The 14,429-nt window shown below is 67.1% G+C and carries 14 protein-coding genes and 1 tRNA gene; 7 read left to right on the forward strand and 8 right to left on the reverse strand.

Features of this window, described 5'->3' with window-relative positions:
* Window positions 1–18 precede the first annotated feature (18 nt).
* Complete coding sequence (locus tag AC5YDV_RS16615) at window positions 19–1,941, reverse strand: tyrosine-type recombinase/integrase (RefSeq protein ID WP_459018334.1); 1,923 nt, start codon at window positions 1,939–1,941, stop codon at window positions 19–21.
* Between the two features lie 59 nt (window positions 1,942–2,000).
* Entirely contained in the window at window positions 2,001–3,053 is a 1,053-nt protein-coding gene (locus AC5YDV_RS16620; RefSeq protein WP_463644791.1) for a tyrosine-type recombinase/integrase, read from the reverse strand.
* A gap of 23 nt (window positions 3,054–3,076) precedes the next feature.
* Here AC5YDV_RS16620 and AC5YDV_RS16625 point away from each other — a divergent pair, with 23 nt between their 5' ends.
* The 3 genes from AC5YDV_RS16625 (at window position 3,077) to AC5YDV_RS16635 (ending at window position 4,922) form a co-directional block, all read left to right on the forward strand.
* On the forward strand, window positions 3,077–4,018 hold the full coding sequence (locus tag AC5YDV_RS16625; protein ID WP_496184717.1) for an IS3 family transposase: 942 nt from the start codon (window positions 3,077–3,079) through the stop codon (window positions 4,016–4,018).
* A 47-nt stretch (window positions 4,019–4,065) separates the two neighbouring features.
* On the forward strand, window positions 4,066–4,371 hold the full coding sequence (locus tag AC5YDV_RS16630) for a hypothetical protein (protein ID WP_496184677.1): 306 nt from the start codon (window positions 4,066–4,068) through the stop codon (window positions 4,369–4,371).
* Between the two features lie 320 nt (window positions 4,372–4,691).
* Window positions 4,692–4,922, forward strand: a complete 231-nt coding sequence (locus tag AC5YDV_RS16635) for a hypothetical protein (protein WP_496184678.1) — start codon at window positions 4,692–4,694, stop codon at window positions 4,920–4,922.
* A 72-nt stretch (window positions 4,923–4,994) separates the two neighbouring features.
* Here the strand turns inward: AC5YDV_RS16635 and AC5YDV_RS16640 are convergent, their stop codons facing one another.
* The 3 genes from AC5YDV_RS16640 to AC5YDV_RS16650 all read right to left on the reverse strand — a co-directional run bounded on the left by AC5YDV_RS16640 (window position 4,995) and on the right by AC5YDV_RS16650 (window position 7,707).
* Window positions 4,995–5,543, reverse strand: coding sequence for a methyltransferase family protein (locus tag AC5YDV_RS16640; protein WP_496184679.1), 549 nt, complete (start codon window positions 5,541–5,543; stop codon window positions 4,995–4,997).
* Between the two features lie 409 nt (window positions 5,544–5,952).
* Window positions 5,953–7,203 carry an MFS transporter gene (locus AC5YDV_RS16645; RefSeq protein ID WP_496184680.1) on the reverse strand — a complete coding sequence of 417 codons (1,251 nt, stop codon included), beginning with the start codon at window positions 7,201–7,203 and terminating at the stop codon, window positions 5,953–5,955.
* Between the two features lie 69 nt (window positions 7,204–7,272).
* The gene (locus AC5YDV_RS16650; RefSeq protein WP_496184681.1) at window positions 7,273–7,707 is read right to left on the reverse strand and encodes a DUF6653 family protein; all 435 of its coding nucleotides are present in this window, start codon (window positions 7,705–7,707) and stop codon (window positions 7,273–7,275) included.
* A gap of 216 nt (window positions 7,708–7,923) precedes the next feature.
* Here AC5YDV_RS16650 and AC5YDV_RS16655 point away from each other — a divergent pair, with 216 nt between their 5' ends.
* On the forward strand, window positions 7,924–8,307 hold the full coding sequence (locus tag AC5YDV_RS16655; RefSeq protein WP_496184682.1) for a nuclear transport factor 2 family protein: 384 nt from the start codon (window positions 7,924–7,926) through the stop codon (window positions 8,305–8,307).
* 73 nt (window positions 8,308–8,380) lie between these two features.
* Here the strand turns inward: AC5YDV_RS16655 and AC5YDV_RS16660 are convergent, their stop codons facing one another.
* Window positions 8,381–8,920, reverse strand: coding sequence for a hypothetical protein (locus AC5YDV_RS16660; protein ID WP_496184683.1), 540 nt, complete (start codon window positions 8,918–8,920; stop codon window positions 8,381–8,383).
* Window positions 8,921–9,339: 419 nt separating this feature from the next.
* Between AC5YDV_RS16660 and AC5YDV_RS16665 the strand changes: the two genes are divergently transcribed.
* Complete coding sequence (locus tag AC5YDV_RS16665; protein ID WP_496184684.1) at window positions 9,340–9,786, forward strand: NUDIX hydrolase; 447 nt, start codon at window positions 9,340–9,342, stop codon at window positions 9,784–9,786.
* A gap of 51 nt (window positions 9,787–9,837) precedes the next feature.
* Window positions 9,838–11,046 carry a hypothetical protein gene (locus AC5YDV_RS16670; RefSeq protein ID WP_496184685.1) on the forward strand — a complete coding sequence of 403 codons (1,209 nt, stop codon included), beginning with the start codon at window positions 9,838–9,840 and terminating at the stop codon, window positions 11,044–11,046.
* Between the two features lie 14 nt (window positions 11,047–11,060).
* On the opposite strand, the gene AC5YDV_RS16675 is transcribed toward AC5YDV_RS16670, so the two are convergent.
* On the reverse strand, window positions 11,061–11,798 hold the full coding sequence (locus AC5YDV_RS16675; RefSeq protein WP_496184686.1) for a hypothetical protein: 738 nt from the start codon (window positions 11,796–11,798) through the stop codon (window positions 11,061–11,063).
* 123 nt (window positions 11,799–11,921) lie between these two features.
* Window positions 11,922–11,994 (reverse strand) — tRNA-Ala (locus AC5YDV_RS16680).
* 187 nt (window positions 11,995–12,181) lie between these two features.
* Here AC5YDV_RS16680 and AC5YDV_RS16685 point away from each other — a divergent pair.
* Window positions 12,182–14,419, forward strand: coding sequence for a transglycosylase domain-containing protein (locus AC5YDV_RS16685; RefSeq protein ID WP_496184687.1), 2,238 nt, complete (start codon window positions 12,182–12,184; stop codon window positions 14,417–14,419).
* Window positions 14,420–14,429: the final 10 nt, after the last annotated feature.

The raw sequence follows: 14,429 nt of genomic DNA on the forward strand, positions 1-14,429 counted from the left end.
TTATGTGGGTGATGTCTGTCAAGCGGGGGTTTGATCGAGGCGTTCGAGGAGGTTGGTGTAGACCTCGGCGCGGCGGGTTTGGCCTTTGGCGCAGGCGTCGTCGCGTTGGGCTTGCAGGGTGGGGCGGTGTTCGATGGTGGTGAAGAACATGGTGCAGGACTCGCAGATGGTTTCGTAGCGGCAGTCGAGCTCGATCGGGCGGGCGCAGTAGCCGTTGCCGAGTAGACGCTTGCTTACCTCAGCGTGCAGGCTGGTCATGGCTGGTCCGGCCGCGTCGGCGGGTAGGCGCACACCTGTTGCGCGCTTGGTGCCGGTGGCGCTCTTTGCGACATCTGTCGTGGTGGGTGTGGTCGTGGCGTAGAGGGACTCGATCTTGCGGGTGACGTTGAAGTATTGGTCGGCGACGGTGCGGTCCCCGATCCGGGCGTAGACCATGGTCATGGACAGGTCAGCGTGTCCGAGCAGAGCGGCGATGGCTTCCAGGCTCATGCCGCGGTTGATGGCTTGGGTGGCAAGGGTGTGACGCAGTTGGTGGGGGTGGACGTGGCCGAGCCCGGCACCGGATGCGGCCTTCGCGACGGCCTTGTCGATGCGGGTCGGTGGGATCGGGCGGCCCCGGTCGAGTAGGAGCAGGTCGCTGGCCTGCCAGTCGGGACGGTCGGCGAGCCAGTCGTCGATCAGGGTCTTCAGCTGCGGGTCCAAGGGGATGTACCGGTCGTTGTGGAGCTTGCCGATGGGGGTGCGCAGCCAATAGCCGGTGCCGATCTGGACGACGGCGTCGATGGTGAGGCCGAGCAGTTCACCGCGCCGCATCCCGGTACGGGCCAGGGTCTGCACGATGAGCCGGTCGAGTCGGTTCGGCAGTGCTCGGGCGGCAGCCATGAACGCGGCTGCCTGGGCGTCGTCGAGGAACTTCGGAAGTGGCTTGTCCAGGCGGGGACGGTCGTCGCGGTACACGGGTACCCGGGCGGGGACGTCGTCGTAGCCCCACTCGATGATCCGGGTGAAGAACGAGCGCAGGTGGCCCATGCGCATGGCCAGGGTCGTCTTGGTCAGCGGCTTGCCTCGGTGTCCCGGCCGTGCTGCGAGCCAGGTCTTGTAGCCCTCGACGTGTGCGCGATCGATGTCCGCGACCCGCACCACCAGGTGAACGTCGCCGTCGCCGCCGGGATCGGTGCCGTGCTGGTCGGCGCTGTGGTGGTGGATGAGGTAACCGGCGAACTGGCGGAGCGTGGTGTCGAACAAGGTGACCGACGCCGGGCGTAGTGACAGGGAGCATTGATGCAGGTAGCGACGCATTGTTGCGGTCATGACCGGGGCGTGGGCTTCGAGGTGGTCCCAGTCGACTTCGGCGACGGGCCGGTGAATCCAGCGTCGTCGCTTGTCCGGGGAGGGTGCTTGGCCACGGTGATGCATGAGCGCGTCGAGCCCGAACAGTGGGGTGGACAGTGACTTGTGCGGGATGGCGTCCTTGCCTGCGGTCACGGACTCGAAGAACACTGTTCGTGCCCGCTGGTAGGCGGCGGGGGTGAGCGCGTCGGGACCCGTACCGGCGATCACGGCAATGCGGGACAGGTGGGTCCACATGCGGCCGATCTCTTTGTCGCAGAACCCGAGCTGAGCGGCCTGGCCGTTGAACCGGTCGTACTGGTCGGGATAGGCGGTACGCAGGTAGACGCCCCAGCGGCATCCAGACCCCGTCACGAAGGCAGGATCGACACACAGGCCAGTCGCCACAGCAGCGTGGGCGGCAAACGACATGACCTCGCTTCGTACGGCCCGCCGGGTCATGACGTCGGCCGCGTTCCAAGCGGCAAGAGTGGTGAAACGCCGGTCGAACCCAGCCACGCCCTGGCGGCGGGTCTGGCGGGCTGCGGGCGTCGCGCCGGCCGCGATGTACGCGTCCGCGAACCAGCGCAGCACGTCGACCGCCTCAGCCACAGCACGGTCCGGCGATGACGTCGGCGCCGGGGACGCACTCACTGGGCCTGTAGAGGGGGTCACGACACCGCTCCGTTGTTGTCGTAGATGTCGGCGAGCACGGTCATGGCGTCGCGATACTGGTCGGCGAGCCAGTCGTTGGACAAGTGCAGGTAAAGGCGAGTCGTGTCGAGGTTCGCGTGCCCCGCCTGGGCCTGGATTGCTTCCAGGCTCATCCCAGCCTCACGCAGGCGAGTGAAGCACGTATGACGCAACTCGTGGCACGTCGCATGAGCGAGCCCGGCTCGGCGGCGGGCTCCGGCGAGGACCTCGTCAAGCCCCGCCGCCGTGAGCGGACGACCCCGGTTGGGGCCCTTCAACACCACGAACACGCGCTCGCCGTCGCCGTCGCGTGGCCGCTCGAGGGACAGGTAGGCGTGTAGGTGAGTGAAGAACAACGGATCGACCGGGACGATCCGTTCGTGACCGCCCTTGCCCGCACAGATGAACACGCGCTGGTCGCCTGGCTGGATATCGGTGAACCGCACGCCGAGGACTTCGCAACGCCGTAGCCCGGCGCGCAGCATGAGCGTGACCATCGCCAGGTCCCGTTGCGTGCGCAGCGCGTTCGTCAGCGCGACGGCCTCACCCGGAGCGAGGATGCGCGGCAGACGCTTCGGGGCCCGGACCAGCGGTGCCCCTCGCAGCGACCGTGTCCTAGGGGTGATCGATCGCGGGACGGGCTGGCGCTCGCACACGCCACGCGCGATGAGGTAGTCGAACAACGAGGTCACCGTCGCCAACCGGCGCTTGATCGTGGAGGCCGCCAACCCCTGCTCGCCATCGGACAGGCGCACCACGTTCCCACCACGTCGTGGCTGGCGTTGTGCCTCGATGAACGCCAACACGTCCGCAGTCCCCACGGCCAGCGGCCGCTTACCCACCACGGTAAAGAAGACCTTCAAGTCGAAAGCCTGCGCCGTCACCGAGTTCGGACGCAGCCGCGCCGCAGTGAACCGCAGATACTCATCCAACAGCGCGTCACCCAACTCGGGAGCGGCGCCGCGCGAGCGGGCAAGGACAGGCACGAACAACTCCATCAACAGCTCCAGCCACGAGAACGACGACCACATCGTCGACCCCGTCACGAACCGCCATCCACCCGGAGTCGAGATCACCTACATATCAAGCCCTTCTTCGCCAAAGAGGTCCGGTGACCGCGAAGTACGCGTTCATCAACAGCGAAGAAGGCAACTACTCGATCCGGAGCATGTGTCGGTGGGCGAGGGTGTCGAGGGCCGGCTACTACGAGTGGCTCAACCGGCCGGTCTCGGTGACCCAGCGGTGGCGCGACGAGCTCGGCGACATCATCGAGGTCCTGTTCGCCGACTCCGACGCCACCTACGGCTACCGACGGATCCATGCCGCCTTGGTGCGGGCCGGGAGGCCGTGTGACCCGCAGACGGTGCGTGCGATCATGGCCGAGCGTGGCTTGGTGGCTTGTCAGCCGCGCCGCAGCGGGCCCAGGACCACGATCCCGGCTGACGCGAAGGATCTGCCGGATCTGGTCAACAGGGACTTCACCGCCGACGAGCCCGGGCTCAAGCTGGTCGGCGACATCACCTACATTCCGACCTGGCAGGGGTGGGTGTATCTGGCCACCGTGCTGGACTGCTGCACGAAGAAGGCCGTCGGGTACGCGATGGCCGAGCACATGCGAACCGAGCTGGTCACCGACGCCCTGGCCATGGCGATCAGTAATGGCCATATCCGCAGCGGGGAGACGATTTTTCATTCGGATCGCGGGACTCAATACATGTCGGCCGAGTTTGCCGAGTTCACGCGCGCGGCCGGGATTGTTCGGTCGGTCGGACGGACTGGTATCTGCTATGACAATGCGTGGGCTGAGTCGTTCAATGCGACCTTGAAAGTGGAGCGGGTTCATCGGACCGTGTATCCGACTCGGCGGCATGCTATCCGGGATATTGCACGCTACATCGAGTTGCGTTACAATCAGAAACGGTTGCATTCCGCGCTTCAATATCGTACCCCGAACGAGGCAGAGCAGGACTGGTACGAAACCAACAAGGCAGCCTGAAACATGAATATCAAGCGGTCCGGATTTCATCCCGCAGCCCAGTCCGGATGTCCTACGACCCGACCACCATCGCCTACCGCGACGCGCGCCTCGCCAAAGGATGGACCAGCAAGGAAGTCTTCCGAGCCCTCAAACGAGCCGTCGCACGTGAAGTCTTCCGCGCCCTCGCTGGGCACACCCAAGCACCCGACTACTCCGACCTCAGACCAGCCAGACGAGCCAAGAACCTCACGCTCACCGCGGCAGCCCAACACCTCGGCGTATGGCCCGCACGAATCGGAGAACTCGAACTCGGCAGACGCCCCAACCCCGAACTCGCAGTGCGCTACCGAGAATGGCTCAACGCCGCTTGACACGGAATAGGAGCCTCACCCCCCGTCCTCGAGCCGGTCGACGCGGACGGACGCCCCACCCCGGCGGGTGAACGATCCGACACGGTCCTGCTGACCAACCTGGCCAACGGTGTTCAACCGATCATCCGCTACGACCTCGGCGATTCGGTGGTCACCCGACCCGATCCCTGCCCCTGCGGGTGCCCGCTGCCCGCGATCAGGGTCGCCGGGCGACACGACGACATCCTGCACCTGCGATCCGCTGACGGGTCCATCGTGGACGTCCCACCTCTGGCCCTCGTGCCCCTGTTCGAACAGACCGTCGGCGTCCGGCTCGCCAGATGGTGCAGACCGGACCCGCGGCACTCCGCGTCCGCCTCGACGTCGACCCTGACCAGGACGCCGAGACGGTGTGGCGCGCTCTCACCGGGAGGCTGGCGGGCTACCTCCACACGGCGGGCTTGGAGAATGTCGAACTGGTCCGTGCCGATGAACCGCCCCGGAACCAGGAGAGTGGAGCCAAGTTCCGTCACGTCATCGGTCTGCCGGGCGCCGGGTCGCCGTCACCCTGAACACCCTTCCTGCGCTACGCGTTCGCCGACCACTGACACCACGCCGCCGTGGCCGCGTGCCGGGCCCCTCGTTCACCGACCATGAGGTTGCTTGGGGAGGCGGGGAAGCAGGAAAGGTGTCGACCGTTTGTACTCCACGTACTCGGCCCCGAACCGGGCTTCGAGTTCCTTCTCCTCGAGCACCTTCACGTAGACCAGCAGCGGGGCGGCGAACACCAGCACGAGGACGATCGCCGACACCGAGCCAAGCCACACGCCGAAGCCGAGATAGCCGACGACGGTGCCCAGCACCATCGGGTTACGGCAGTACGTGAACGGTGGCACCACGACCAGTCGCCGGGTGGGGATCATCGGCACCGGCGTGCCGTGCCCGACCCGCGCCTCGGCGAACACCGCCCAGAACGCAAACAAGCCGCCCGCCACCATCAGAACGATCCCGACCATGTTGGTGGCGATGCCGGCGGGGAACTGGGGCAGGCCCAGTGACCGGTCGAGCCAGCCGGACGTGACGGCGATCAGGACGGGCAACCCGGCCAGGAAGAAGCCGCCCGCCAAACCCAGGGTGATCAGGAGTTGCCGCGTGCTGGGCTCACGCCTTGCCCACTCCAAGTACTTCCTCATGCCGGTAGCCCCCCTGAGGACATCCTGCCCCCGGTGGGGGCGGTCGACGACGTCATCCGATGGTGTCACGAGTCCGAACGCCCCGAGTGAACCAGCCGGACGGGCGCACCAAGGTGACCGTCGGCGATACTCGACGTCAGTGACGAGTCGCGGAGGAGTTCCCGGACCGCACGGGGGGCGGAGGTGATGATGAGGCTTCGTTGCTTCGGGGAGGTGCATCTTCCGACGGTGGTCGTGATCCACGGTCTGGCGACGACGTGGGAGCAGAGCTTCGGCGAGATCATCCCGCTGCTGGCCACCCGGTATCACGTCGTCGCGGTCGCCCTGTCGGGACACGACCCGACCGATCCGAGCGACTTCGTGTCCAGGAAACGCGAGAGTCGCTCTCAGTCTGACCGGGTCGATCCCGCTATTCGAAGACTGTGTCGCGGTCTGGCCCTTGCTTGCTGGTTGAGGCGGCCAGTGCGTCGGCCCGGCGCAGCCTGGCACTTGACCCCAATGCGATCAGCGCAGCAAGTCCGCCGAAGCCTGCCACCACCGCGTTGCCCATGACGTGTCCGTGGGTGTCGATCAATGGGCCGGCGATGCTGGAGCCGATCGCAACGCCGATCCCCAGACCCGTGCTCATCCAGGCCAAGCCCTCGGTGAGCCGTTCACGCGGCACGAGGCGTCCAACCAAGGTGTTGCCGTTGATCAGGGTGGGCGCAATGGTGGCGCCGATCAGGATCCCGACACCGGCCAACACGAGTACCGAGCCGGCGAACAGCAGGCCCACAGTGCTGAGGAACATGGCCACCACACCGATGACGAAGCGTTGACGAGTCGGGGACCGCCATCGCCGGGCTCCGTAGGCGAAGCCGGCCACACCGGAGGCGAACGCGAACACGGCCAGCACGGTGCCCGCCGCCGGCCGGGCTGACCACGTGGTGGTGGCCGCTACGACGCTGAGGTCGATCGCGCCGAACAGGGCGCCGATCAGGACGTTGACCGCCACGACGGACCCCACGCCGGGCATCAGCAGGACGAAGCGTCGCGAAGGGTGTTCTTGGCTGACGGCCGGCCTCGGCGTGACCGGCGGTTCGGTGTCGCGCTGGGAGTAGAACAGGTGCGCGCCAACCAAGGCGAGCACGACTGGCGCGGCCAGCCCCGCGGCCGGGTGCACCCCGGTTGACAGGGCGGTCGCGGCGACCGGACCGATGACAAAGGTGATCTCGTCCAGCGTCGACTCCAACGAGAACGCTGCGTGAAGCTGATGCGGGGTGGTGACCACGTGGTTCCACCGTGCCCGGACCAGGGCTCCCGGCGCCCCGGCGGTCGCGCCACTGAGGATCACGGGCGGGAACAGCGTCCACGCAGGAAGTTGAAGGACGGCGAAGACGACTGCCACCGCCAGCATGGACGCCGACACCACCGTCGCCGGATACATCACCCGGCGCTGGCCGTGACGGTCGACCAGATTCGACAGCAACGCGGTGCCGCCCGCCCAAGCCACCGCGTTCGCCGCGGCCAATGTGCCGGCCAGCCCGTAGCTGCCGTACAGGGCGGAGACCATCAGCACGATCCCCAGCCCCATCATCGCCCCGCCCGAGCGCGCCAACAGTCCGGCTGCAGAGAACCTCAACGCACCCGGAATGCTGAGGATGTCCCGGTAGGCACGCACCCAAAGAGTCTGGCACAGGCCACACTTGGGCTTCGCGGGGTAGGGCTGGCGGGTCGGGCTGGATCGAAGTCAGACTGTCACCCGACTTGTCTCGTGCGTGAATCGGTCCGCCCACAGCTTCCACTCCCACAAGGTGAGGCCCATGAAGAACCCAGTGCCGATCACTGCGGCGGTCTTGCTATGTCGATGGGCGGCCACCATGGCGCCCACGAGTGATGCACTGGCAACGCCCGTGAGGGCCAGAATCATCGGCTCGGACGTCGGGTTCCGTGACCAGGACTCCTCGCCCAGCATGGCCCGGGTCGCGAACGATGACGTGTCGTGAACCGACGGAGTGATGATGGGGTTGACCGCAAGCCAGGCGCCGATGGGGGCGTACAGCCACCAGCGGCGTGTCCACAGCGGAACCAACAGCAGCGGTGTGCTCAGGAGCCTCGACCAGGCGCTGAACGGATGAGCGTGTCGTTGGAACATGCGGGCGTAGAAACCGTCTCCAGAAGCCACGCCTCCAGCGTGACACTGGACCACCGTGACGACCACCCCACGCCCGTCCGCGGTTGTTGATGCGAGCGCGATCAGGAGATCGCAGGCCTAGTCATCGGGTGTCCAGGGTGACATCGTTGAGGCTGTGGAACACGACGATGGCCAGCCGCCCCCGGTGCAGCCTCGCACACCAGGAACTGCGCCGTGTGAGCGGGCGGCGAACCCCGAGGAGGAGAAATGTCCACCGACTCACGGCTGGCGGCCTTGCGGGAGGTTCTGGACGCGTTCAACAGGCACGACCTCGACACGATTTTGTCCCACTTCGCTGAGGATTGCGTCTTCGAGTCGCCGCGCGGTCAGGAACCCTGGGGCACCCGGTTTGTCGGGAAGGACCAAGTCCGACGCGGTCTGGCAGCTCGCTTCGAAGGCATCCCCGACGTCTCCTACCGCGACGACGCCCACTTCGTGGCCGGCCATCCGGGCGTGTCAGAGTGGACTCTCACCGGCACGACAACGGCCGGTGAGTTCATCACGGTCCGAGGCTGCGACCTATGGACGTTTGGAGACGATGGACGCATTGTCCGCAAGGACAGTTTCTGGAAGCTACGAGAACACCCTTAGCCATCCCGCGGGCGGATGACGATGCACGACTCTGCCACGGCGGGTGAGTTGGTCAGACAGCTTGGAGCGGGCTTCACGCTTCCTTTGGGTCGTTGGGGGTCGTTCCGGTCTGGTTGAGCTGTTGTTGGTGCTGGCTCAGCACAGCGACCAGGAGCGTGTACCCGCCGAAGATCACCCCGGCTGTGAGCGCCGTGACGTACAGTGCCTCCTCGGTGTCAGGCCACCGACCGGTGATGATCAGGATCAAGCTGCCGGCAATGCACAGGTGTAACGGCAACCCGACGACAGGGAAGAGCCGGTCCACAGGGTCGAGCCTGTCGTTGAAGGCGCCGTACTCGCGGCTCAGATTGAGTCCCACGATGACGATGACCCACAGGGTCAGGAAGACCAGGGCGCAGGACAGCCAGAGCAGGTGGCCCTGGATGCCGTAACGGTTGATCGCGATCGGGATGAGAGCACCGATCACGACCAGGACGCCGAGCGTGAGTACGGCTCTGAGGTAGACCACATCGTGCAGGTCGGACGGGCGAGCGCTCTGGAGCGCGATCAATGAACCGAATCCGACGAACACGCCGGCGATTTCTGCGAAATGGACGAACAACTCAGTTTCCATGGCGCCACCTCCGCGGCCATGCCCACGCCGGACCCGCCCTCCGCGGGCACACCAACAGGCTACGCCGCGCCTTTCGTTCAAGGCCCACCGGCCAGAAAAGCGCGCTCTCCCGGGTCTGGCTACGGAGTCAGCCGCGCTCCATGCTCGCGGAGGATCCTGATTGCTCGTGGACCCACTCCGTGCAGGGCGAGGAGTTCTCGCTCACTGATCCCGTCCAGGTCGGCGATCGTTCGAAAGCCGGCTGAATCAAGAGCGCGGCCGGCCGGACGGCCGAGGGCACTCGGTATCGCTGGAGATGGTCCGGGCATGACCTCAGCATCCGGGACCAGTCCAAGCGCCTGCAAGGGCAAACCGTTCAGCAGCGTGAAGCACGGAAGCGTGAGCCCACCCGTGGTTTCGCAGCGCTGTACCGTCAGGGGGTGGCCATTGAGCGTTCTCGAATCCGGGTGAAGGCGATGCTCATCGCTCCGAACGCCGACGGGACGGCTCATGCGGTTTCGGTGAACCAGCCCACCGCTGAGAACCCTGACGGCTACCACCGGTTGATCGGCGGCAGCGTCGAGGTGGGGGAGACCCATCGCGACGCAGTCCTCCGCGAGGTGAGCGAGGAACTCGGAGCGACCGTTGACCGCCTGACCTATCTGGGGGTCGTGGAGAACATCTTCCAGCTGAACGGCCAGCTCGGCCATGAGATCGTGTTCCTCTACACGGGCCGCCTGAACCCCGAGCCCGCCCCAAGGGGTGCCTCCCTCACCGAAACTGACGGATCGGTGGTGCCGGTCATGTGGCGACCCTTCGACGATGCGCACGTCGAGGTGCCGCTCTATCCGGTGAACGCCGTCAGCTGGCTTCCCCAAGCGCGCTGAGGGTCGCGTTGAGGGATTGTGGCTGGCCCGGGCGAGTTCGACAATGGTGCCATGAGTCCCTTGCACGGCACCCTGGAGCGGCTCCTCGTCGGGGCGGCTTGTTGTGCCGTGGCGTTGACACTTCCGGTGCCGGCCGGGGCCGCGCCCGTGGCGTCCAGCGACCATCACTACTACCAGGCGGCTGTGAACCTCTTCCCCGATGCGCCCGGGGCGGAGGGCTTCGCGGGCGGGGTCTCGTTCGTGCGTGTCCTGGGCGGGATGACGTCGGTGGACGTGTTCGTGTCCCGGGCTGCGGGGGTGGTGTGCGACGACGGGTCCGATGACTTCGCATCGACGACCGTCCGGACGGCCACGCGTGAGGCCACCGGTCCCGGACCCGTGTCCCTGGAGATCGACCGCCGAGTTCGTCTGGCATCGGGCGAGGCGGTCGTGGACCTGGTCGAGGAGACCAGCCCCGGGTGCGGCGCGGATGCCGTCACCATCGTCCACCCAGCGCAGCGGGTCGCCATCGAGGTGGAGGGCACGACCGTCCGCTTCCGCACCGGCAGGGAGTCGGCCGCGTCCTCGGGACGGAACGGGACGCTGCTGCGCAGCGTGGACTTCTCCCGCGACGGCGTTGGCTCGGTCTCCATCGGCGGGTTCCTGTCCGATGTGCGCAGTGAGGCGGCGTTCCTGAAGTACGCCGTGGACACCACGCGGGTCAGGGGTGATGGCGTGGAGGTGCTGCCGAACGCCGCCCCCGCGGGCGGGCTGGGCGCGGTGGGCGCCTACAGTCGCTGGTCCGAGGTCGCCGGAGACCCGGTCTTCGAGGACGTGTTCCTCACTGCGTCGGTGAGTGGCCCGCCCGCCAAGGACGGACGGTTGGATGCCTTCGCACTGACGAGCACGCTGGTTGAGTGCGGCGGCGGCGTGTGGGCCGAGCAGGTCGAGATGGTGGAGGGCTCCGGGCCCGCCGCGGTCAGCATCGACCGGCGCCTGACCGAGGCGGACGCCGCGGGTGAGGTCGGCGTGACCAGGTTCTCGTTCGACGGGTGCACGGGCACGGAGGACCTCGTCACGGGCACGGTGACCGTCGGGTTGGCGTTGGACGCCACCGGTCCGAGTGTTCGGAGCGTCGACACCCGGTTCCAGGTCAGGCCGGGGGAGGGCGTGCAACGCGAGCGGCTCACCTACGTCGCGCGCCCCGCCGCAGGCGTGGTGTCGGTCGGGGACGTCGGTGGGGGTGCCGACCTGGCCGCCATCTCGCGTGCGGGTCGGTGACCCGTCCCGCCGGCTCAGGCGGGGACGTTGTGGTAGACCCGCACCTCGGTCTGGCGCACGCGCGACAAGGAACAGGACACCAGTTCGCCGGGCACCGTCGCCCCGTTGAACTCCGCGGTCGCTGCGCAGCCCCGCTCCCAACCTCGGGTGCCCTCGCGCCACATGACGTAGCGATCCGTCCAGTGCGTCCGCTCATCAATTCGAGTCGTCGGGCCTGTCCCCGTGAACGACACCGCCACGTCGAGCGTGCCCTCCGTCTCGGTCCCGTTCACGAAGTCGAGGATCCTCACCGGCACCGCTGCCGTCGCCTCAGTCCAGTCGAGTTGCGGATCGACGGACACATCGGCGTCCGTCGCCCGACCGAACCGCTCCGACTGCAAGACGCACGTCCGCTCGACCTGCCCGGGGTCGAACTCGACGTCGGTCACCACGCAGGTGTAGTCCCAGGTCTTGACCACCCCGCTCTTGCGGTCATGGAAGTGGAACTCACTGCTGGCCTGCTCCCTCCCGGAGGAGTAGAAGGCCATGACGTCCGCGCCCGTGCAGACGGTGCCGAGCGGCTCTGACGCCAGGTCGGGGCAGGTGGTCCAGGACGCCATCGACGCGTAACCGGCGAAGGTGAGCTTGAAGACCCCGGCCCGTTGGTCCGGGGCAGCGACGGCGTCAGCCGTCGTGGTCGCAAGGGCGGCTAACGCCACCCCACAAGCAAGAACGATCCGGCTGGCAGACCTGCCGGCGCGCCCGATGGACATCAGAGTTCCCTCCTGTCGAGGCATCGTTGCCCACTTGCCAGCGTGCGCGCGCCGCGGAGCCCTGTCAATGAGGTTCGCTGGTGCGGAAGGGTTTCGCGGGAGTCCACTGCCGCGTGACTCCGGTGGACCCAGGGGGACTCGAACCCCCAACCCCCTGCTTGCAAAGCAGGTGCGCTACCAATTGCGCCATGGGCCCGGCGGAGGGACAGTCTACGGCACGGGATCCCTCGGCCACCAAACGTGCCCGCCGTGGCAACCGCGCGCCGCCGTTGGCCGGGCGCAGGGACGTCCGCTTAGGGGATGGACGCCGGGGCAACTACTCTGGACGGGTGTGGTAGCGCACGACCGCCACGCACCCCGCTCCCTGAACGTTGAGGATTTGCATGTCTGACCCCAAGCGCGCTGTGCCCCCGGCCCAGCAAGGCCCGAAGGGCGAGAAGCGACCCGGCAAGAGGTCCCCCCGCGAGGTGGCGCTGAGCGTCTTCAAGTGGATCGGCATCGTGGCAGTCGCCCTGGTCGTCATCGGTGCCGCCGGCTTCGGGATCATGTACGCCAATGCCGAGGTGCCCGACCCGAACAAGGACTTCCAGACGAACGTCTCGACCGTCTACTTCAGTGACGGCCAGCAGCCGATCAGCACATTCCAGGTGCAGAATCGCGTGTCGATCCCGCTGTCGGAGATGCCCGACAACGCCAAGAACGCGATCATCGCCGGTGAGAACGAGGATTTCTGGACCGACCCGGGCATCTCGGTCGCGGGCCTCGCGCGCGCGGTGCAGACCGCGTTGACGCCGGGCGTCGACACGGTGGGCGGCTCCACGATCACACAGCAATACGTCAAGGTCATGTACCTCACGCAGGACAAGACCATGACCCGCAAGCTCACCGAGATCGTCCTGGCCCTGAAGATGGGCCGCGACGTGCCCAAGGAGCAGGTGCTGGAGGGCTACCTCAACACGGTCTACTACGGACGCGGTGCGTACGGCATCCAGGCCGCCTCGCAGGCATTCTTCGACGTCGACGCGAAGGACCTCAACGATCAGCAGGCCATCGCGCTGACGGCGATGATCAACGATCCCGGTCGCCTCGATCCGCAACGCGGCGAGAAGCAGGCCAAGGACCTCCTGGAGCGCTACCAGTACACCATCAACCAGATGGTGAAGCTGGGGTACATGACCGAGGCCCGCAAGAACGAGATCTACCAGCAGTTGCCCGACTTCCCCGCCTTGGCGCGCGACAACCGGCTCGGCGGCCCCAACGGCTATTTCATGAACAAGGCCAGGGAAGAGTTGCTGGCGGCCGGCTTCGAGGAGTCCCTCATCGACGGTGGCGGCCTGCGGATCATCACCACCGTCGACAAGCGGCTGCAGGACGCGGCGATCAAGACCATGCAGGACATGCGGGACAAGGTCGCGGCGAACCTGCGCTCCCCGGCCAATCCGAGCAAGGATCCGATGTTCTACCACCCGGCCATGGCGTCGATCGACACCGGCACCGGCGCGATTCTGGCGATGTACTCCGGGCCCGATGCCCTGGAGGACGTCAACTGGGCTGAGACTCCTCGTCCGACCGGCTCGACGTTCAAGCCGTGGGCGCTCGTGGCCGGCCTGCGTGACGGCGCGACTCTGAGTGACCGCTTCGACGGCAACAACAAGTACAAGGTCAAGGGGAGCTCCAAGGAGGTCAGCAACGCCGGCGGCGCGAGCTACGGCCCGGTGACGCTCGAGAAGGCGACCACCGAGTCGATCAACACGGCCTACGTGGATCTCGTGGCACAGATGGACGACGGCCCCAACAAGGTGATCAAGGCGGCGGAGGATGCCGGCCTGCGCAACACGAACTTTGACCCGCAGCCGACGATCCCCCTGGGCTACTCCGAAGTCTCCCCCTTGGACGCCGCCCGCGGATTCGCGACCCTCGTCAACGAGGGCAAGCGGACGAACGCGCACGTCGTGGCGGAGGTCCAGGACGCCCAGGGCAACGTGATCTACACGACCGCGGTGGCCCAGGACCAGACGATCGAGCCCGATGTTGCGCAGAACGCCGTGAGCGCCCTCACCGGTGTGGTGCGGGACGGCACGGCCAAGAGCGTCGGCGCCCTGGGGCACGACGTCGCGGGCAAGACCGGTACGTACTACGACTCCGACGCCAAGGAGACGAAGGCCACCTGGTTCGTCGGCGCCACCCGCCAGATCTCGACCGCGGTGGTCCTCACCGGCGGCGAGCACGGCTACAGCGACATCGGTCAGACATACGGCTCGACCTATCCGGCACCCGCCTGGCTGGCCTACATGCGCATTGCGATGGAGGGCAAGGAGAAGATCGCATTCCCCGGCCCCACCAAGCAGTCGGGTTCCGGCAAGTTCTCGGCGATGCCGACGCCCCCGCCGCCCGCTCCGGTGACCGTGGAGCCCACCCCGACACCCACGCCGGACGCTCCTACGCCGGAGCCCTCCCCGACGCCGGAGCCCACGAAGGAGCCGAAGCCCCAGCCGACGCCGGATCCGCCCAAGGGGCCGAAGCCCGACCCCTCGCCGACCACGGACCCGACCGTGTCCCCGAAGCCGACGGCGGGAATCGTGCCGCCCGGGCAGTCGAAGCCGACTCCTGGCACCCCGTAAGGTTCAGGAC

Source organism: Propioniciclava sp. LT432 (genome assembly GCF_059515965.1).